The sequence below is a fragment of the Rossellomorea vietnamensis NBRC 101237 genome, assembly GCF_001591825.1.
Classification (GTDB): domain Bacteria; phylum Bacillota; class Bacilli; order Bacillales; family Bacillaceae_B; genus Rossellomorea; species Rossellomorea vietnamensis.
Window position 1 is genome coordinate 1 of the sequence record NZ_BCVQ01000063.1, and the last position, 18,146, is coordinate 18,146.

The window sequence follows — 18,146 nt, forward strand, 5'->3', positions numbered from 1 at the left end:
ACCTTCCGCTCCAATCAACTTTCGAAGGATAAGTTTTCACTAAAACTATAGAGATTGTCAAAACCAACCCATCATTCTCTCGGTGCAGATGATATCGATTAAATAGTTCTGGTGTGTGCAAACGGCCTAAATAAAAGATGATTCCCCCGTTTTTCAGGGGGAATCATCTTTTTATGTACACGGTCAGCATGATGACCGCCGATCATTCGTTGCTGTTTTGGTAAATATTTGTAATGACATTGGCTGTTTCTTCGACGGCTTTATTCGTAACATCGATGACGTGACAGCCGATGCGGTCCGTTATTTTTTCAAAATACGTCAGTTCATCTTCTATACGTTTAATATTCGCATAGCTCGCCTGATCGTTCAATCCGAGAGATTTCAATCTTTCCCTGCGGATCGTATTCAGCTTTTCAGGGCTGATTTTTAATCCGAAGCATTTCTTCGGTGAAACCATGAATAGTTCCTCCGGGGGATCTACTTCCGGTACAAGTGGAACATTCGCCACTTTGATCCTCTTCAGCGCAAGGTATTGCGACAGAGGCGTTTTTGATGTCCTGGACACTCCGACAAGCACGATATCCGCCCTGAGGATGCCCCGGGGGTCACGCCCATCATCATATTTGACGGCAAATTCAATGGCTTCCACCTTCTTGAAGTAGTCGTCATCAAGCTTCCTGACAGTCCCTGGTTCAAACAGCGGTTCCCTCTGGTAGGAAGATTGAAATTTGTCCATTAATGGACCGATGATATCAAATGCATAGAGCTCTTCCTTTTCAGATTGTTCTTTAATGTACGCTCGCATATCCGGCTTTACAAGGGTGTACACAATCAACCCCTGATTGAGCTTCGCCAAGGAAATCACTTCATCGATATGTTCGGTGTCCTCTATATACGGAAAGCGCTTGATGACCGTATTGGAACCATTGAATTGGCTAATCGCCGCTTTTGTGACTAATTCAGCAGTCTCACCCACCGAGTCGGATACAACATAGATGATCGGTTCTTTCACGATCGTTCACCACCTTCTAATATTCATCTGCCAACGCAACAAATGCTTTTGTTATATTGGTCTTCGTAATCCTGCCTATGACTTCTAAATCACCCTTTTCAGTCTTTTTGATGACAGGGACAGAGTCAATTTGCTTATGAATCAAGTCTTTCGCCACTCCGATCAGCTGGTCATCCTTTTCACAAACCGTGATATTGGGCATCCTTGTCATAATAATATTCACCGGCAACGTACTGAGTTCCTGCTTTCCGATACTCGCTCTTAAAAGATCTTTACGGGACAGGACACCCACCAGGTATGTATTGGCGTCCACGACAAACAATGTTCCCACATCTTCCAGAAACATCGTTACGATGGCATCATACACGGAAACATTTTCATTCACCACAACTGGAATCGATTGGTAATCCTTGACGAATATTTTGTTCAGGTTCTCCGTCAGCAGCTGTGTCCCTGTTTTTCCTGTATAGAAATATCCTACCCTCGGACGGGCATCCAGGTAACCTGCCATGGTCAGGATGGCAAGGTCGGGTCTCAGAGTCGCCCTGGTTAAATTTAATTGATCCGCAATCTGTTCACCAGTGATAGGTCCATTGTCTTTCACTATTTGCAGAATATGTTCTTGACGCTTATTGAGTTCGATTGTTACTCACCACCTAACGGTCCAACGATTTATGTTATACTTTATATTAAATATTATATACTATTCACCCAAAATGAAAAGAGCATATTATCATCCAGTTGTGACAACCTATAGCTAAATTTCACTTTACAAAGAGTATCTTCTTTTGAACGAAACTTCAAATCTTTTCTCTTCTCTCAATCATTAGTTGTTTTTATTTCTTTATCATGATAAAATGTCTTCATCTTATAACCAATAAGGCTATGATGGATCAATAATCCTTGCTAACCGAGAAGCGACTGGGGACGGTGAAAGCCCAGAAGGCATGGAAACGGCAATCCGGAGCTATTTACCGATGAAAAGTGGGTATACCTTCACGTATATCAACTAGGGTGGAACCGCGAGTAACAAGCTCGTCCCTAGGCCTCAAGCGCCTAAGGACGAGCTTTTTTATTTACATAAATGATGAAAAGGAGTGACTTATATGTCAATGGAACAAGTAGTCAACTTAGCGAAGCACAGGGGGTTTGTCTTCCCAGGTTCTGAAATTTACGGAGGACTTGCCAACACATGGGATTACGGTCCGCTTGGTGTAGAGCTGAAAAACAATATCAAGAAAGCCTGGTGGAAAAAATTCGTACAGGAGTCCCCTTATAATGTGGGCCTTGATGCAAGTATCCTGATGAATCCGCAAACCTGGGTAGCTTCCGGACACGTTGGAAACTTCAACGACCCGATGATCGACTGTAAGCAATGTAAAACACGTCACCGCGCAGATAAAATCATTGAAAACGCCCTGGAAGCAAAAGGGATCGAGATGATCGTCGACGGTCTTTCATTCGAGAAAATGGAAGAAATCATCAAAGAGCATGATATTGCGTGCCCTGATTGCGGAAGCCACGACTTCACGGATATCCGCCAATTTGATCTTATGTTCAAAACCCATCAGGGAGTAACGGAATCTTCTACAAATGAAATATATTTACGTCCAGAAACAGCACAGGGGATCTTTGTAAACTTCAAGAACGTTCAACGCTCCATGCGTAAGAAGATGCCATTTGGTATTGCGCAAGTGGGTAAAAGTTTCCGAAACGAAATCACTCCTGGTAACTTCACATTCAGAACCCGTGAATTCGAACAGATGGAACTGGAATTCTTCTGCAAACCTGGTGAAGACCTTGAGTGGTTCTCATACTGGCGCGAATTCTGTAAAAACTGGTTACTGAATCTTGGAATGAGCGAAGACAATATGAGACTGCGTGACCATGATCAGGATGAATTATCCCATTACAGCAACGCTACAACGGATATCGAATACAAATTCCCGTTTGGCTGGGGTGAGCTTTGGGGTGTAGCAGATCGTACTGACTTCGACCTGAAGCGTCATATGGAACATTCAAATGAGGACTTCCACTACATGGATCCACAAACGAATGAAAAATATGTACCATATTGCATCGAGCCTTCCCTTGGAGCTGACCGGGTAACCCTTGCATTCCTATGCGATGCGTTCGAAGAAGAAGAACTTGAGAACGACTCACGTACTGTATTACGTTTTCACCCGGCACTGGCTCCGTTCAAAGCGGCTGTCCTGCCACTTTCGAAAAAGCTTTCTGACGATGCATTCAAGGTGTATGAAGAGCTGTCACAGGATCTTATGATCGACTTCGACGAAACGGCATCCATCGGGAAACGTTACCGCCGCCAGGACGAAATCGGTACACCATACTGCATCACATTCGACTTTGACTCCGTAGAAGACGGTCAAGTAACCGTCCGTGACCGTGACACAATGGATCAAGTAAGAATGCCGATCAGTGAAGTAAAAGGCTTCCTGCAGGAGAAAATCAAATTTTAAACCCCTAAAGCGGAGGCGGCTCGTTCAGAGGCGACAAGCATAAGTCGGCCCTGCCGGAAAGGCGTTCTTTGCCTTTTTGGCAGGGTTGACTTATGACCTCGAGCCTCTAGCCGCTGGAGCTAGCAGATACAATAAAAAATCAGGCCCATTCACAAAAGTGAATGGGCCTTTCTATATCACAAGCAGCATCTATGTAACTAGAATAAGTCCTTAAGGTTATCCATTTGGTCCAGAAACCTCCTGGATTTTAATGTCAGACCTGAGTTTTCATCGTAATAAGTCCTGATTACCCGCTTCAATTGACGTTTCGTTTCATCTTTCACCGATATATTTCCCAATCGATTGAGGTCGAAATAGTAAAATACCCTTAGAAGCTTCACAGTGCTTTGTGAGATCGGTAAATGATGTGGATCTTCACTCAAACAGCGATGACAGATGAATCCATTTTCTCTAAAGGAAAAAGCAAATTCACCATCGGTCTCCCCACATACAGCACATCCATTCAGGTGAGGGTACAACCCCATTACAGGGAGCATCTTCATTTCAAAAATATGCATCAGGATTTCCGGGTCATAGTCTTCATTCAAGTAGTGAAGAGTCTTGTAAAGCAATTCAAACAGGAAGGGGTTCGGCTTTCGATCCTCGGTCGCTTTATCAAGGAGATCCACGATGTAAGTGGCATAAGCCGTCTTAAACAGATCCTCCCTCACATGCCTCAGGGACTCTGCCATCTCTCCCTGTTGAAGGGTGCCCAGCCCGCTTCCTTTGATAAAAAGGAAATAACCATATGTAAACAATTGTGAAATGGCGGATAGACGGCTATTAGGTTTCTTTGCCCCTCTAGCCATCAATCCAATCTTTCCGAATTCCCGTGTATATATGGTAACAATTTTGTTCGACTCACCGTAATGATTCGTTCGAATGACAATTCCTTCACACTTCTGCAGCATTTAGCCACCTCCCGATCTCTATCTTCCCGGGTGATGACACACTTATCACGTTAAAGGAAAATCTACTTCCGCTGTTTCTTCTTCAAAGCTGTAAGGATCATCAAATGACTCCTTTTCAAGCTCCTTGAAAAGGAGATAGGTGTCAATACTTCCTGTCTGCGAAAAAAATTTCCATGTTAAGTCTAACATAAAAAACCCACCTTTCTGGATTTAAACTAGCAAGACTTCATAAGCTTTCTTGTGATTAGAATGAGCATTTTCTCTCTAAAACATGTGGCCTAAATATTGTTAATTATCAATATTCGTCGTCGCTGAACCCAAAGTCACGGAGGTTTGCAGATCGGTTACGCCAATCCTTCTGTACCTTCACCCATAGTTCGAGGTAGACTTTTGATCCCAACAGGTTCTCAATATCCACCCGCGAGCGCTTTCCGACTTCTTTGAGCATGGAACCCTGTTTGCCGATGACAATCCCCTTCTGGGAATCTCTCTCTACAATGATGGTGGCGATGACGTCGATGAGGTCCTTCTCTTCTTTCCTCTCCATCTTGTCGATCACGACCGCTATACTGTGCGGAATCTCTTCCCGTGTCAGGTGCAGGACCTTTTCCCTGATCAGTTCAGATACGATAAAACGTTCTGGATGATCGGTAATCTGATCTGCAGGATAGAATTGAGGCCCTTCCGGTAATTGATCCTTCAGTAGCTGAAGCAGCTGGTCCACGTTGTTCCCTTCGAGTGCTGAGATCGGGACAGTCGCCGCAAACGGGAACAGGTCATTGTATTGTTGAATCATTGGCAGTAAGGCATCTGGATGGATCTGGTCAATCTTATTAAGAATGAGGTAGACCGGTGTTTTTACACCTTTCAGCTTCTCTATGATGAAGTGATCTCCTTTTCCCAATCCTTCTTCGACGTTCACCATGAACAATATGACGTCCACTTCTTTTAAAGTGTTCTGAGCAATCTTCATCATGAAGTCTCCCAGTTTATGTTTCGGTTTGTGTATTCCAGGAGTGTCGATGAATATCATCTGGGCATAATCGGTCGTGTATACTCCTTGAACTTTGTTGCGTGTCGTCTGGGGCTTATCACTCATAATGGCGATCTTTTGACCGATGACCCGGTTCAGGAAAGTGGATTTCCCGACGTTAGGTCTTCCAATGATGGAGATAAAGCCTGATTTGTATTCTGTGTTACTGATATGATTACTCATTTAGATCCTCCGGTGAAAAAGCTCCTGGTAATAGTTCTGCTACGGTTAATTCTTCTACATCGCCCTTCAGGTTCGTCAATACGACTTTCATTTCATTCGGACAAAGTTCTGAAATGACCTGCCGGCATGCTCCACAAGGTGGAACAGGTCTTGCCGTGTCTGCCACAACCGCAATCATCGAATAGTCTGTATCGCCTTCTGAGTACGCCTTGAATAAAGCAGTCCGTTCAGCACAGTTACACATGCTGTACGCTGCATTTTCAATATTGCAACCGTGATAGACCTTACCGTCCTTTGACAGAAGAGCCGCTCCCACCTTGAATTTACTATAGGGTACGTATGCTTTTTCCCTCGCTAGTTTAGCTTCTTGTATCAATTGTTCTGCATTCATTGATTTAACTCTCCTTTTAACCCTTACACATTCATTTTACTACAATTTTCATAAAAGAAAATGGGCTGTTATCATTTTGTAATAAAATAGTTAGATAATTCAAACTATTTATCGATTTTGTCCTTTGCTCCACTTATTCTATACAAGTATAAGAACGTTTTCAAATGAATTAAAGGCTGCAGGGAAGAAATCGCACAATTTCTTCCCTGCAGCCTTTATTTTGCGGTCTTACACTGTCTTTTTTCCGTTTTAGTGGATCAGTTCCAAAAGCTTTGGAAGAAAGATGATGGTTCCTACGATTGCTGTACAGATTGCGAAGAGAAGGACCGAAGCCGAAGCCAGATCCTTCGCAGCTTTCGCAAGGGGATGATACCCTTCTGTGGTAAGGTCGACTGCCTTTTCAATGGCTGTATTCATCGTTTCAAGGGCAAGCACGGAAAAGACAAGGATGATCAGTATGACCCATTCCATGGCGGATACAGCCAGCAGGTAGGCAAGAAGGAAAACGACTATCCCTACGAATGAATGAATTCTGAAATTCTGTTCCGTTGCCCAGACAGATTTCATGCCTTCCGCTGCATATCCAAAGGATTTTAGGAATCGGAATAAGCCGAATTTAGTCTCTTTTGAGTCCATATTCATCTAAAATGTCCTTTTGTCTCTTGAACATCTTCTTTTCCTCTTCTTCTTCCATATGATCGTATCCTAATAAATGAAGGAAGCCATGAAGGGCAAGAAAACCTAGTTCACGGGAGACGGAATGGTTGTATTCTTCCGCCTGTTCCTTTGTCCGGTCAATGGAAATGATGATATCCCCAAGAACGCGCGGAATCCCCGCCCCTATGATTTCCACCTCATCTTCCCCTAGTTCTTCAAGGGCAAATGAAATCACATCCGTGGGCTGGTCCTTATCCCGATATTCACGGTTGATCTCACGGATACGGTCGTTGGACACGAAGGTCACGGACACTTCGCTTTCATCTTCGATCCCCTCTTGTTCAGCAGCAAAGTTCAGGATATTCTGAACCAGCTGTGTCTGTTCATCGGATACTGTTTCTGTTTCATCAATAAAGTCAATTAATAAAGTCATGCCTATTCTCCTTTTGCTTGAAGTTCAGGGTACTCGATCCTCGGATGGAAGATTCCATTCAATGTTTCACATAGAGACCTCTTCACCGTCTCTAATTGCTTTAATGAAATATCACATTCGTTAAACTGCCCGTCCTGCAGGCGGTCTTGCACAATCGAATGGACAAGCTTTTGAATTTCTGCCTGGGTGGGTGATTTCTTCGACCTGACAGCCGCTTCTACACTATCCGCAATGCTGATCACAGCCGCTTCCCTAGATTGGGGTTTAGGACCCGGATAGCGATATTCTTCTTCCTTAACATCTTTCCCTTGTTCTTTTGCCTTATAATAGAAAAATTTCAACAATGTCGTTCCATGATGCTGCTCGGCGATGTCGATGATTTCCTTTGGCAATTTATGTTTCCGGAGCATCTGGGCTCCATCTGAAGCATGACTAATAATAACATCCCTGCTTGTTTCAGGCGAGACCCTGTCATGGGGATTCCCCATATTCAGCTGATTTTCAATGAAGAAATGCGGACGTTTGGACTTTCCTACATCATGATAGTAGCATCCGACCCTGGCGAGTAACCCGTTAGCCCCGATGGCTTCACACGCAGCTTCCGCAAGGTTCGCCACCATGACACTGTGATGATAGGTGCCGGGCGCATCGGTCAACAGCTTCTTCAATAACGGCTGTGTAGGGCTAGAGAGCTCGACCAGTCTCATGGATGAAAGAATCCCGAATCCCGCTTCAAAAAACGGGAGGAAACCGATCGTCAGGATAGAAGACATGATCCCCGATAACAGGGCAAACACTAAATAGTACACGTATTCACTATTCGAATAGGAAGTACCGCTTAATAGGATTAAAAACCCGAGGATCAGGATATTGACAAGTGCTACATAGATCCCCGCCCTTAAAATATTCGAACGCTGATTTCGGCTCACAAGGAAAAGAATCCCTGATACACCGCTGAATAACGTATAAATCGCAATTTCGATATCGATGGATCCGGAGAACTGCTGGTGAAACACGATACTCGAGCAGGCAGAAAGGATGAACACCATCATCATGGCGATCCGTTCGTTCAGTAAGATCCTCAATATCATACCCGTGAACGCCGCCGGGAATATGAAGGCAATATCATTGATTTCCAGCTGTTCGATCAGTCCTACGATCTTCATGATCAAGAGGGATATGACAAATACGATGCTTGTCAGGATCAGATAATTCTGCTTTCTCTCCTCGGTCACTTCAAGTGTGTAGAAGAAATAATATAGTGAACTTATCACCACAAGGACGAAGAGTGCCAGTCCGACATACGGTTTGAAGGAGAATGTATCCTCCACCATCCCCAGAGTCTTCAGGATGCTGTATATTTTAGGTGTGATCAGATCCCCGTCTTCTACGATGACGCCTCCTTCAATGATTTCAACCTTTTCCACGTTTGCTTCGGCAAGCTTCTTTAACTCATCTGTTTTTTCAGCATCGTAGTAAAGCGTCGGCTCAATGGCGACTTTCCCAAGCTTGATGGCAGCAGTGGTTAAATCATCTTTAAATGAATAGTTGGTGATCCGTTGTTCCAGATTCAATTTCGCTTCATTTAATTCTTCTTCTTTGACGCCGTTTTCCATGATGATTTTCATTTGGGTGGTAACGATGGTCTCTATGCGGGACAAGTCATCTTCTGACGCCTCAAGGAGCGTCTTTAACACGTCATCACTCAGACTGTTGGTGACATTGTTATTTTTATCCTTCGGCAATTTGGCTTTCAGGAGCTTCAGCTGTTCAGTTGTATCCGTACTTGTAGACGGTTTTAGATTTTCCTCGTCCCCCGCCTGCTGTTTCGACTCATCCTTCACTTCATTTACACTTTCCAACAGAGAGTGGATCAATGAAGTAGAGTTATCGATCGCCCCTTCTTTCGGAGTATACACACTTGCGACTTCGGCCTTTGCTTCTTCCTTCTTCTTCGCGGTGGCCTCCTCATCGACGAATTTCTTAGGCGCCCTTATCGTGGTGGGGGCATCTTCATATAAATGAATATCGAGCGTTTTCGGCGTCACATTTCCATATAGGACACCGAATACAATGATGCCGAGCAGTACAAATAAGAGATTGGTAAATAATCGGTAGCTGAGAAAGCTCCTTATTTTAAGTAGAAATGGGTGAGTTTGCATAAAGAACCCCCTGTTATGTATAACAATTTCTGATGGCCATAGGTAAAGCAATTAGCAATTATGTAAAATGATAACAGTTTTTGACTTATTTATCTATGTATAGCACAACAAAAAAAGATTGATCCATGGCCACGCCGGATCTTATGATGACGGCATGGATCAACTGGATCAATCTCTCTTTGTCTATTTTTCGATTGTTTCATAGGCATCGATGATTTTCGCGACCAACGGATGACGGACTACATCGGCTTGATCGAGATAAATGAACGACACTCCTTTAACATCTTTTAAAATCCGTTCAGAAGAAATCAATCCTGACTCGCTGCCCCTGGGCAGATCCACCTGGGAACGGTCTCCCGTGATGATCATCTTGGAATCAAAGCCGAGCCTTGTCAGGAACATTTTCATTTGGGCCTTCGTTGTATTCTGGGCCTCATCAAGAATGACAAACGCATCATCAAGGGTACGGCCCCTCATATATGCCAGGGGAGCGATCTCGATGGTACCTCTCTCGATCAGGCGGGCGGTATGCTCTGCTCCCAATACATCATGCAGGGCATCATATAGGGGGCGGAGATAAGGATCCACCTTCTCCTTCAAGTCACCCGGAAGGAACCCAAGGCTTTCTCCTGCTTCCACAGCCGGCCTCGTCAGGATGATCTTCTTGACCTGCCCGTTCTTTAAGGCATGTACAGCCATGACAACGGCTAAATAGGTCTTCCCTGTTCCGGCCGGTCCGATCCCGAACACCATGTCATGCTTCTTGATGGACTGGATGTATTGGCGCTGTCCCAAGGTCTTCACCCGGATCGATTTACCTTTGGCGTTCTTTGTAATCTCTTCATTGTACAACTCTGTAAAATATTCAAGCGTCCCTTGTCTGCCCATTTCGATGGCATAATGGACATCACGCTGGCCGATATTGATCCCTTTTCGGATCACGGCCACCAGTCGATCAGAAATATCAACGGCGAGACTTACATCTTCTTCTTTACCTGAAACCAGCAACTCTTCGCCTCTTGTTACGATCGAAACGTGTAATTCCTGTTCTATTAATTTAAGGTGAGAATCTGAAACACCGAACAAAGCGATGGCTTCATTGGGGTTTTCAAGTTGTAATTTCATTAAGATTTCATCTGACATTCGTTAGTCTCCTTGAATAAGTGGTTGTCCTTCTGCAATATTTTCTATTACTTTGAAGTGAATGGTTACCCTAACTTTACCATTCTCCACCTTTTCTTGCAAAATTTTTTCCCCTCTTATTTCTGCATCTTCCGGGAGGGAGGATTCCAGATTACTTTTGGCAAGCTTCTTCGCAGCCGTGATCGCCTCGGATTTCGTATAGGTCCTCTCCACGTCCTCTTTTTCTTTCATGCTGCGATCAATATAATACACCGGGAGCTCCCATTTCAAAAAACGCAGCGGCTTTTTCGTTTCTTCCACAACGACGTGCTTGAATTCCGTTTTCCCGAAGCCCCAAACCTGGATATTCAGTGAACCGAAGCCGAGATAATGTTTTCTTTTCTCATTTCCGCTGAACACGATAAATCGTGACTTCAACGGGAGTTCAACCGAAGTCTTATACCATGTTTCCCCCAATATCTTCGCTTTGGCCGAGACTCCCTTCGGCTCTTTTTCATTCCCGATCAGACCCGATACAAGGAGCTGTCCCTTATTGACGTAGTCATTGACGTTCACCTGGGGATCCCCTTCTTCTACAAACATGTCGGTGATGATGGCTTTCTTTTTGGCGACAATATGCTGCAGACCGGTTGTTTCAGGGGGCATAGGGGCATTCTTTTCCACGACTTGAAAGTGAAAGGTTGTCCCCTGTAACTCCACCCCTACCCACGTGATATTATTCATCCTGTAGGATAACTCACGTTGGATGGTTTCAACATCGGGGATGTGGAACTGCATCTTCCCCTTGGAAACACCCATCTCCTCCAGTTCCTTTCGTATACTGTGCTCGGTTTGAGGGGACGCACCTTTGATCTCGATGCCCCACACCATATTGGAAAGAAGGAATACGATGACGAAGAATGCCAGTCCACCAATCATGAAGCCTGAATTTTTCAGTGATCTCCTGAATAGAAAGGGAACCCCCTGCCCTCTTAGAAATGTCACTTTACACTCGGATGCCCGTACCGCTCTTCGGAAGTTATGTACATCTTCTAAGGATAAGTAAAAGGTGATGGTTTCCGTTCCCGCCCTCTTCACATTCCAGATGGTGATACCGGCACGGAGCAATTGATTGATGACCCGCTCAACTAATCTGCCTTCCATTTTCACGAATACCTTTCCCCTCAGAAAGGTGAACCATTGATTCTTCAAATCCGTCCCTCCTATTGTTCTAAATAGATCACTTCAACGATTTTCCCCTGAAGGAGAATTTCTTCCGGAAGGATCATCTTGATGACAAATTGCTCCCCTTTTATGAGAAGTTGACCCTGTTTAAGCAGAAGCCGCACCTCCCGATCTGTGAAGGTCAACAGCCCCCGGTGATTTTCTATATAGATATGAATTTGTCCAATCATTGTGACGCGAGGAAGGTCCATCATGACATCTTCGGGTAAATCCATTTTCTGTGTCATCCATTTTCGCATCTGTTGTAAAATGCTTTTCGCCATAAAAAAAGAACCCCCTTTCATCTCATATTTATGAAATGAAAAGGGGTTTCATCACTTTTATTTTTGATGATGCCGTTTTTTTGATTTCGGAGGGCCGAACACCTCTGAAAAAATAAATCCTTTTACGATATCATCTTCATTTTTGAAATCGAGAATGGGACCTGAATTCTCCCGAATCCTCTTCGCCCGGTTTTGGTGGGCTTCAAGCTTCCTGGAATATCGTTCTTCTTGTTTCTGAAGACTGGAATAAGCAGATTCCGTCTCCCTCTTCTTATCTTCCAAACGGGTTTGGATGGAGGAAACGGCCTCTTTTACAGGCTCTTTGTATGACCTTGGTTCCCTCCGCCCGGTTCGTTCCCGCTCAACTCTTTCCCTGCCTCTTCCAACAGGCTCTGGAGAAGCGGGAGAGGCCGTTTGAATCGGCTTCTGCCTCACGGGTTTATTGGATGGAGGCTGTTTCATTTTATTGAATATGGATGTGATGATCCCGATCAAAATAAATAAGATCAATGATTCCATGGAGATACCTCCTTTCTGAACAAAGGGAGATTACTTATCACTCTTCGGATCTTTTTTATCCCCTGTCAGCTTTCCGATCGAGTCTCTCATTTCCGTATCGGCATCAATATTCTTTATGTTCATATAGTCCATCACACCGATGTTACCTGACCTGAGTGCTTCAGCCATGGCAAGAGGCACTTCTGCTTCCGCTTCCACAACTTTCGCCCTCATTTCTTCTACCCTTGCTTTCATTTCCTGCTCATTGGCAACAGCCATCGCTCTTCGTTCTTCCGCTTTCGCCTGGGCAATGTTCTTGTCTGCCTCTGCTTGTTCTGTTTGCAGTTCCGCTCCGATATTCTTGCCGATATCTACATCCGCAATATCGATCGAGAGTATCTCAAATGCCGTACCTGCGTCCAGACCTTTTGAAAGGACGGTCTGAGAAATCAAATCCGGATTTTCCAATACCTTTTTGTGATTGTCGGATGAACCGATCGTTGATACAATCCCTTCCCCTACACGGGCAACAATCGTTTCTTCACCTGCACCACCGACAAGGCGGTCGATATTCGCACGAACCGTGATACGCGCCTTCGCCTTCACTTCAATTCCATCCATTGCCACACCCGCGATGAACGGTGTTTCGATCACTTTAGGGTTAACACTCATCTGAACCGCTTCAAGGACGTCACGACCTGCAAGGTCAATCGCGGCACAGCGTTCGAACGTCAATTCAATATTGGCACGGTGAGCAGCGATCAGTGCATTCACCACCCGGTCTACGTTACCCCCGGCGAGATAGTGACTTTCCAGCTGATTGATCGTTACTGTAATGCCTGCTTTATGGGCTTTAATTAATGGATTGATCACACGGCTCGGGATAACACGCCTTAATCTCATCCCAACCAGTGTGAAAATACTGATCCTGACTCCTGCCGCGATTGCTGAAATCCACAGCATGACTGGTACAAATGTAAATAATACAGCTAAAACGATAATGCCCACCACAATCGCAACGAGCAGTAAAATCGTACTTGGTCCTATAACCATAGTTTGTTACCTCCTAAAGTATTATGAAATGTCTCTTACTACAATCCTTGACCCTTCCACCTTCACAATTTTAACCTTTTCACCTGCTTTGATAAAGCCGCCTTCTGTCACTGCGTCGATTCTTTCTTCCTCCACGATGACGGTTCCGGATGGCCTTAAAGGCGTTTTGGTCACGCCGATTTTCCCAATCAAATCCAATCGATTGGCATTGGATACATATCCGCTTTCTGTGCTGGTGGAATCGTTTAAAATGATTTTGTTAAAAAATTTCATCTTTTTACCAAACACCTTTACAAAGATAATCACTGTTGCAACGGCAATGAATAAAGCGATCAAAAGAGAGATTCCCATTTGCACCATATCGCCCCCTGCCAACATAATACTTGCAAGGATCGCCCCTATACCGAGTATCCCCGCAATTCCACCGGGGAGGAAAAACTCCGCGACTATAAGGATGATACCAATGATGAAAAGAAGAATGGTTTCGTATCCCGCAAGTCCTGCAACCAAGTGTCCATAAAAGAATAATACAAGGGAAATCAAGCCGATAGAACCGGCAATTCCAAAACCGGGTGAGTACAGCTCCACAATCAACCCGATGCTTGCCAGGGATAATAGAATCGGGACAACGACTGGATTTGTGATGAAGCGGGCGAGTTTTTCCGCGAACGTTTCATCGACACGTTTCACAGAAGATTTATCCACTCCAAGAGTTTCATACAATTCGTCGAGGTTCTTCACTGTCCCCTCTGAATACCCGATTTCCTTTGCTTCCTTTGATCCCAATGTCAATAGTTCACCTTTTTCAATCCCCAGCTCTTCTATGACGAGAGAATCATCTGCCATGGCGAGAGCATATTGAGGATCTCTTCCATTAGACTCAGCGGCACTTTTCATGGCAGAAAGCCAGTAGCTCTGGGCTTTTTTATCCGCCGCATTCCCCTCCTGATCAATGACCGCTGCAGCACCCATCTGTCCATTCGGTACCATATAGATTTCATCTGCATGAAGGGAAATGAATGCTCCCGCAGACAGGGCATGGTCATTTACAAACGCAATCGTTTTAGCATCGATCCCATCCAGGAGCTGTCCGATATCGCCCGCGGCATCAACCAATCCCCCAGGTGTATCAATATCGAAAATGATCAGTTCCGCATTATGGTCTTCCGCATCTTTAATCGCCCTTTCCAAAAAGGCATGAAGTCCTCTTTCCACTTCCTTTTGAATGGGAATCACGTATACCCTATCCGAATCCGCGGCTGAACTGATCAACGGCTGAATAAAGCTGCACCCAAGAATCAGCATCAATAATACAAGTATACTTCTCCTCAACTTAACCCCCTCGTTTCAGGTAATATTCCTTGATACTCTATGTACGGATGACCCATTAAAAAAGTTTCATCTTTTTGAAAAAATATGTTATAAAAGTGCGCAGGTCCCCCGTTCCATCTATAATCGGTTTTAAAAAAACCGGAAAGCATCAAAGCTTTCCGGTTTCTTTAATCTTATGATAGATGTTGAAGAACAAGTTTGTTGACGAGAGCCCCATCGGCTTTCCCTTTTAATTTAGGCATGATTGCTCCCATCACTTTGCCCATATCGGCTTTAGAAGTAGCACCTACCTCCGCTACCGTCTGTTCGACAATAGCAGAGACTTCTTCTTCTGAAAGCTGCTTAGGCATATATATTTCGACGTAAGTCAGTTCTGTTTGAATTTTTTCAACGAGGTCTTCACGACCCGCGTTTTGAAATTCCTGGAGGGAGTCTTTCCGTTGCTTCACTTCTCGAGAAAGGACAGTCAACTCTTCGTCTTCAGAGAGTTCCTGTTTCCCATGTTTGATGGCTTCATTTTGAAGTGAAGCCTTAAGCATGCGGATAACGGAAAGCTTCTCTTTTTCTTTATTTTTCATCGCTTGTTTCATATCATCATTTAAACGATTGAGAAGACTCATACTTACACCCTCTCTTAGAACTTACGCTTTCTTGCAGCTTCTGATTTCTTTTTGCGTTTTACGCTTGGCTTTTCATAAAATTCGCGCTTTCTAAACTCTTGTAAAGTTCCTGTTTTAGAAACTGAGCGTTTGAAGCGACGAAGAGCATCTTCAAGCGATTCGTTTTTACGAACAACTGTTTTTGACATCTCTCTTTCCCTCCCTCCGAACACACTACACTTACATGTTCAAGTCAAGAAATGGTTTGTACCAATTTCTTAAGACGCAGGATTATCTGACGTCCTTTACTTCACCAATTGGTTATGGCTTTGCCCTTGCCTGATTGTCACAAGGGGACAGAAAGTGTATGTCTTTCTTGGATGGATTCTTTAATATATTATAAAGAAATCCATGTACTTTGCCATTATAATATATGATATGTGTCAGGTCAACAATTTATCATAAAACACTCACATAAATAGGCATGTCTCATTCATTTCCCCCATACATTTGTAGTAGTCGTACTGGTGTACAGGAGGAATTCAATGATCTTACATGGAATCGCCTTTATTTTTTTTATCTTATGTTTTTTATTCGGCATGACCTGGCTCAGGTCGGGGCTATTTAATATCGCAAATCAGAAGATCAAGACATGGCTTCATTATCTTACAAGCACCCCTGTGAAGGGTGTCATGACAGGCACCGTTGTCACCGCCTTTATTCACAGCAGCTCGGCGGTCATGGTCCTCACGGTGGGACTTGCTTCCTCGGGTCTGATCCCCTTCCGTCAAACCATCGGCATCATGCTCGGATCGAATATCGGGACCACTTTCACCCTTGAAATGTTTACCCTGGACATGAACTATCTCATCGTTCCCTCCATGATCATCGGCTGTGTACTGTATTTTTTCAGATCTCCACAGATCAGAAGCAGCGGTATGATCTTTATTGGCTTCGGATTGATCTTCACCTCGATCCGGGCCATTCAATGGCTGGCAACGCCTTTGACGACACACGAATCATTGCGTTCTTATATGATTCAGGTCAATGAACATCTTGTTCTTGCATTGCTGATTGGATGCGTGCTGACGGCCATCATACAATCAAGTACCGTTGTGACAGGCGTGACGATGGGGTTTCTGGTTGCTGGTTCGATTGATCTCCATGCAGGGATAGCCATCATGCTCGGTGCCAATGTCGGCACCTGTATCACAGCCTTTATTGCAAGCATCGGCGGCGGCACCCAAGCCAAGCTGACAGCATACGCCCATATCTGGCTGAATGTAATGGGTGTGGCCCTTTTCATCCCTTTCATCCCCATACTTGGGTCGGTTGTAGGAACGCTTGCCGACTCTGCGGATTTGCAATTGGCCCACGCCAGTGTCCTATTCAATCTTATATGTTCCCTGCTTGTTCTTCCCTTCGCCAATTCGTTTGCCCGGTTAATCGAAAAGGTCCACCTTCCAAAAAAAAGCTGAGCGGTTATCCGCTCAGCTTTTTACACATTAATAATCTGAATCGCTTGTTAAACCTTGAACGATTTTCACACCTGAACTCGCGCCTAAACGAGTAGCCCCGGCTTCGATCATCGCTTGTGCATCTTCAAGGGAACGTACGCCTCCTGAAGCCTTCACACCGATATCAGGTCCAACCGTTTTTCTCATTAAAGCAATATCTTCAACCGTTGCTCCACCAGTCGAGAAGCCGGTCGATGTTTTCACATAATCCGCTCCCGCTTCCACAGCAAGTTGACAAGCTTTCACTTTTTCTTCTTCTGTCAGAAGACATGTTTCAATGATGACTTTAGACAGTGCTTTTCCTTTAGAAGCTGCAACAACCGCTTCGATGTCACGTTTCACTAACTCATGGTCACCGCTTTTCAATGCACCGATATTGATGACCATATCGACTTCCGTTGCCCCTTTTTCGATTGCGTCTTTTGTTTCGAACGCTTTCGTTTCAGGTGTAGAAGCTCCAAGCGGGAACCCGATAACCGTACATACTTTCACTTCTGTACCGCTTAATAATTCGCTTGAATATTGTACCCAAGTAGGGTTTACACACACGGAAGCAAACTTGAATTCTTTCGCTTCCTGGCAAAGTACCTCTACTTGATCTTTTGTTGATTCAGGTTTAAGTAAAGTATGATCGATCATACTTGCAATGTTCATAGTCATTGATTATCTCTCCTTTAACAGTTGTCCGTACCTCTCTTATCATACCAAAACTAAGAGAAAAAGACGAGCACTTTATAGTATCTCCCAAAATAAAGAAAACCTTTTCAAATCCTTGCAACAGGGTTGCATCTCAATAAGCAAGCAGTAGTTGATTGCCACTCCAGATGCTCGCTTTCCGCGGGGCGTGAGTTGAGCCTCCTCGGGCTATGCCCTGCGGGGTCTCAACTTTCACGCATTTCCCGCAGGAGTCGAGCATCTTCCGTTCCAATCAACTGATCCAAGAAGTATTGAAAAAGAACTATAATCATTAATATTCCTTTTTGTAAGAGAGCCACCAAAAGTTAATTCTGTTGAATAATCTAGAGACTGTAGCTATCAGTTATGGAGAAAATAAGAGTGAAAACGAGGCTGGAACAAAAGCGTTTTATCAAAGAAAAATCCGAACGATCATTCGAGATTCTTAATTAAAAATCGAATTCGTTCGGATTTTTTGTTTTTGTCAAAGCATATAAAGAGTATTTAGACGATCTAGCTGTTGATTGGAGTGCAAGACGTA

The 18,146-nt window shown here is 44.2% G+C and carries 20 protein-coding genes; 2 read left to right on the forward strand and 18 right to left on the reverse strand.

The genetic code is table 11. The features are described 5' to 3' along the window. Positions 1–202: 202 nt before the first annotated feature. Both BVI01S_RS19945 and ccpN read right to left on the reverse strand, forming a co-directional pair. Positions 203–1,015, reverse strand: a complete 813-nt coding sequence (locus tag BVI01S_RS19945; protein ID WP_034757527.1) for a pyruvate, water dikinase regulatory protein — start codon at positions 1,013–1,015, stop codon at positions 203–205. A gap of 13 nt (positions 1,016–1,028) precedes the next feature. Continuing rightward, positions 1,029–1,655 (reverse strand): transcriptional regulator CcpN, encoded by a 627-nt coding sequence (ccpN, locus tag BVI01S_RS19950; RefSeq protein WP_061811336.1) that lies wholly within the window; start codon positions 1,653–1,655, stop codon positions 1,029–1,031. A gap of 463 nt (positions 1,656–2,118) precedes the next feature. Between ccpN and BVI01S_RS19955 the strand changes: the two genes are divergently transcribed. After that, positions 2,119–3,492: a glycine--tRNA ligase gene (locus tag BVI01S_RS19955; RefSeq protein ID WP_061811337.1), complete on the forward strand. Its 1,374-nt coding sequence runs from the start codon at positions 2,119–2,121 to the stop codon at positions 3,490–3,492. Between the two features lie 197 nt (positions 3,493–3,689). On the opposite strand, the gene recO is transcribed toward BVI01S_RS19955, so the two are convergent. From recO to rpsU, 15 genes are all read right to left on the reverse strand, one after another. Further along, entirely contained in the window at positions 3,690–4,442 is a 753-nt protein-coding gene (recO, locus tag BVI01S_RS19960) for a DNA repair protein RecO (protein ID WP_061811338.1), read from the reverse strand. Between the two features lie 45 nt (positions 4,443–4,487). Continuing rightward, positions 4,488–4,631, reverse strand: coding sequence for a YqzL family protein (locus tag BVI01S_RS22310; RefSeq protein WP_079531746.1), 144 nt, complete (start codon positions 4,629–4,631; stop codon positions 4,488–4,490). A 106-nt stretch (positions 4,632–4,737) separates the two neighbouring features. Then, positions 4,738–5,658 carry a GTPase Era gene (era, locus tag BVI01S_RS19965; protein WP_061811339.1) on the reverse strand — a complete coding sequence of 307 codons (921 nt, stop codon included), beginning with the start codon at positions 5,656–5,658 and terminating at the stop codon, positions 4,738–4,740. Next, the gene (locus tag BVI01S_RS19970) at positions 5,651–6,049 is read right to left on the reverse strand and encodes a cytidine deaminase (protein WP_061811340.1); all 399 of its coding nucleotides are present in this window, start codon (positions 6,047–6,049) and stop codon (positions 5,651–5,653) included. The genes era and BVI01S_RS19970 overlap by 8 nt, the downstream gene beginning before the upstream one ends. A 249-nt stretch (positions 6,050–6,298) precedes the next feature. Beyond that, positions 6,299–6,691 (reverse strand): diacylglycerol kinase, encoded by a 393-nt coding sequence (locus tag BVI01S_RS19975; protein ID WP_061811341.1) that lies wholly within the window; start codon positions 6,689–6,691, stop codon positions 6,299–6,301. Then, positions 6,666–7,139: an rRNA maturation RNase YbeY gene (gene ybeY / locus BVI01S_RS19980; RefSeq protein WP_034757509.1), complete on the reverse strand. Its 474-nt coding sequence runs from the start codon at positions 7,137–7,139 to the stop codon at positions 6,666–6,668. The genes BVI01S_RS19975 and ybeY overlap by 26 nt, the downstream gene beginning before the upstream one ends. Positions 7,140–7,141: 2 nt before the next feature. Next, positions 7,142–9,301 carry an HD family phosphohydrolase gene (locus BVI01S_RS19985; RefSeq protein WP_034757506.1) on the reverse strand — a complete coding sequence of 720 codons (2,160 nt, stop codon included), beginning with the start codon at positions 9,299–9,301 and terminating at the stop codon, positions 7,142–7,144. Positions 9,302–9,484: 183 nt separating this feature from the next. Then, positions 9,485–10,444 (reverse strand): PhoH family protein, encoded by a 960-nt coding sequence (locus BVI01S_RS19990; protein ID WP_034757504.1) that lies wholly within the window; start codon positions 10,442–10,444, stop codon positions 9,485–9,487. 3 nt (positions 10,445–10,447) lie between these two features. Beyond that, positions 10,448–11,635 carry a sporulation protein YqfD gene (gene yqfD / locus BVI01S_RS19995; RefSeq protein WP_061811342.1) on the reverse strand — a complete coding sequence of 396 codons (1,188 nt, stop codon included), beginning with the start codon at positions 11,633–11,635 and terminating at the stop codon, positions 10,448–10,450. A gap of 11 nt (positions 11,636–11,646) precedes the next feature. Then, positions 11,647–11,931, reverse strand: a complete 285-nt coding sequence (gene yqfC / locus BVI01S_RS20000; protein ID WP_061811343.1) for a sporulation protein YqfC — start codon at positions 11,929–11,931, stop codon at positions 11,647–11,649. Between the two features lie 57 nt (positions 11,932–11,988). Further along, the gene (locus BVI01S_RS20005) at positions 11,989–12,450 is read right to left on the reverse strand and encodes a YqfB family membrane protein (protein WP_061811344.1); all 462 of its coding nucleotides are present in this window, start codon (positions 12,448–12,450) and stop codon (positions 11,989–11,991) included. A gap of 30 nt (positions 12,451–12,480) precedes the next feature. Beyond that, positions 12,481–13,476, reverse strand: a complete 996-nt coding sequence (floA, locus tag BVI01S_RS20010; protein WP_061811345.1) for a flotillin-like protein FloA — start codon at positions 13,474–13,476, stop codon at positions 12,481–12,483. 27 nt (positions 13,477–13,503) lie between these two features. After that, complete coding sequence (locus tag BVI01S_RS20015) at positions 13,504–14,787, reverse strand: NfeD family protein (protein WP_034757491.1); 1,284 nt, start codon at positions 14,785–14,787, stop codon at positions 13,504–13,506. A gap of 200 nt (positions 14,788–14,987) precedes the next feature. Continuing rightward, on the reverse strand, positions 14,988–15,434 hold the full coding sequence (locus tag BVI01S_RS20020) for a GatB/YqeY domain-containing protein (RefSeq protein ID WP_034757488.1): 447 nt from the start codon (positions 15,432–15,434) through the stop codon (positions 14,988–14,990). Between the two features lie 14 nt (positions 15,435–15,448). Further along, the gene (rpsU, locus tag BVI01S_RS20025; RefSeq protein ID WP_032087602.1) at positions 15,449–15,622 is read right to left on the reverse strand and encodes a 30S ribosomal protein S21; all 174 of its coding nucleotides are present in this window, start codon (positions 15,620–15,622) and stop codon (positions 15,449–15,451) included. A 336-nt stretch (positions 15,623–15,958) separates the two neighbouring features. On the opposite strand from rpsU, the gene BVI01S_RS20030 reads away from it, so the two are divergent. Continuing rightward, a complete protein-coding gene (locus tag BVI01S_RS20030) occupies positions 15,959–16,891 on the forward strand; it encodes a Na/Pi symporter (RefSeq protein ID WP_244886960.1) in 933 nt (310 codons plus the stop codon). Positions 16,892–16,918: 27 nt separating this feature from the next. Here the strand turns inward: BVI01S_RS20030 and deoC are convergent, their stop codons facing one another. Beyond that, positions 16,919–17,590, reverse strand: a complete 672-nt coding sequence (gene deoC, locus BVI01S_RS20035; RefSeq protein ID WP_034757484.1) for a deoxyribose-phosphate aldolase — start codon at positions 17,588–17,590, stop codon at positions 16,919–16,921. Between the last annotated feature and the right edge of the window lie 556 nt (positions 17,591–18,146).

Excerpts from the sequence above, each read along its gene's own strand:
- BVI01S_RS19955 (WP_061811337.1), top strand. The coding sequence starts at position 2,119 with ATGTCAATGGAACAAGTAGTCAACTTAGCGAAGCACAGGGGGTTTGTC.
- recO (WP_061811338.1), bottom strand. The coding sequence starts at position 4,442 with ATGCTGCAGAAGTGTGAAGGAATTGTCATTCGAACGAATCATTACGGT.
- BVI01S_RS22310 (WP_079531746.1), bottom strand. The coding sequence starts at position 4,631 with ATGTTAGACTTAACATGGAAATTTTTTTCGCAGACAGGAAGTATTGAC.
- era (WP_061811339.1), bottom strand. The coding sequence starts at position 5,658 with ATGAGTAATCATATCAGTAACACAGAATACAAATCAGGCTTTATCTCC.
- BVI01S_RS19970 (WP_061811340.1), bottom strand. The coding sequence starts at position 6,049 with ATGAATGCAGAACAATTGATACAAGAAGCTAAACTAGCGAGGGAAAAA.
- BVI01S_RS19975 (WP_061811341.1), bottom strand. The coding sequence starts at position 6,691 with ATGAATATGGACTCAAAAGAGACTAAATTCGGCTTATTCCGATTCCTA.
- ybeY (WP_034757509.1), bottom strand. The coding sequence starts at position 7,139 with ATGACTTTATTAATTGACTTTATTGATGAAACAGAAACAGTATCCGAT.
- BVI01S_RS19985 (WP_034757506.1), bottom strand. The coding sequence starts at position 9,301 with ATGCAAACTCACCCATTTCTACTTAAAATAAGGAGCTTTCTCAGCTAC.
- BVI01S_RS19990 (WP_034757504.1), bottom strand. The coding sequence starts at position 10,444 with ATGTCAGATGAAATCTTAATGAAATTACAACTTGAAAACCCCAATGAA.
- yqfC (WP_061811343.1), bottom strand. The coding sequence starts at position 11,931 with ATGGCGAAAAGCATTTTACAACAGATGCGAAAATGGATGACACAGAAA.
- BVI01S_RS20005 (WP_061811344.1), bottom strand. The coding sequence starts at position 12,450 with ATGGAATCATTGATCTTATTTATTTTGATCGGGATCATCACATCCATA.
- BVI01S_RS20015 (WP_034757491.1), bottom strand. The coding sequence starts at position 14,787 with ATGCTGATTCTTGGGTGCAGCTTTATTCAGCCGTTGATCAGTTCAGCC.
- BVI01S_RS20020 (WP_034757488.1), bottom strand. The coding sequence starts at position 15,434 with ATGAGTCTTCTCAATCGTTTAAATGATGATATGAAACAAGCGATGAAA.
- rpsU (WP_032087602.1), bottom strand. The coding sequence starts at position 15,622 with ATGTCAAAAACAGTTGTTCGTAAAAACGAATCGCTTGAAGATGCTCTT.
- BVI01S_RS20030 (WP_244886960.1), top strand. The coding sequence starts at position 15,959 with ATGATCTTACATGGAATCGCCTTTATTTTTTTTATCTTATGTTTTTTA.
- deoC (WP_034757484.1), bottom strand. The coding sequence starts at position 17,590 with ATGACTATGAACATTGCAAGTATGATCGATCATACTTTACTTAAACCT.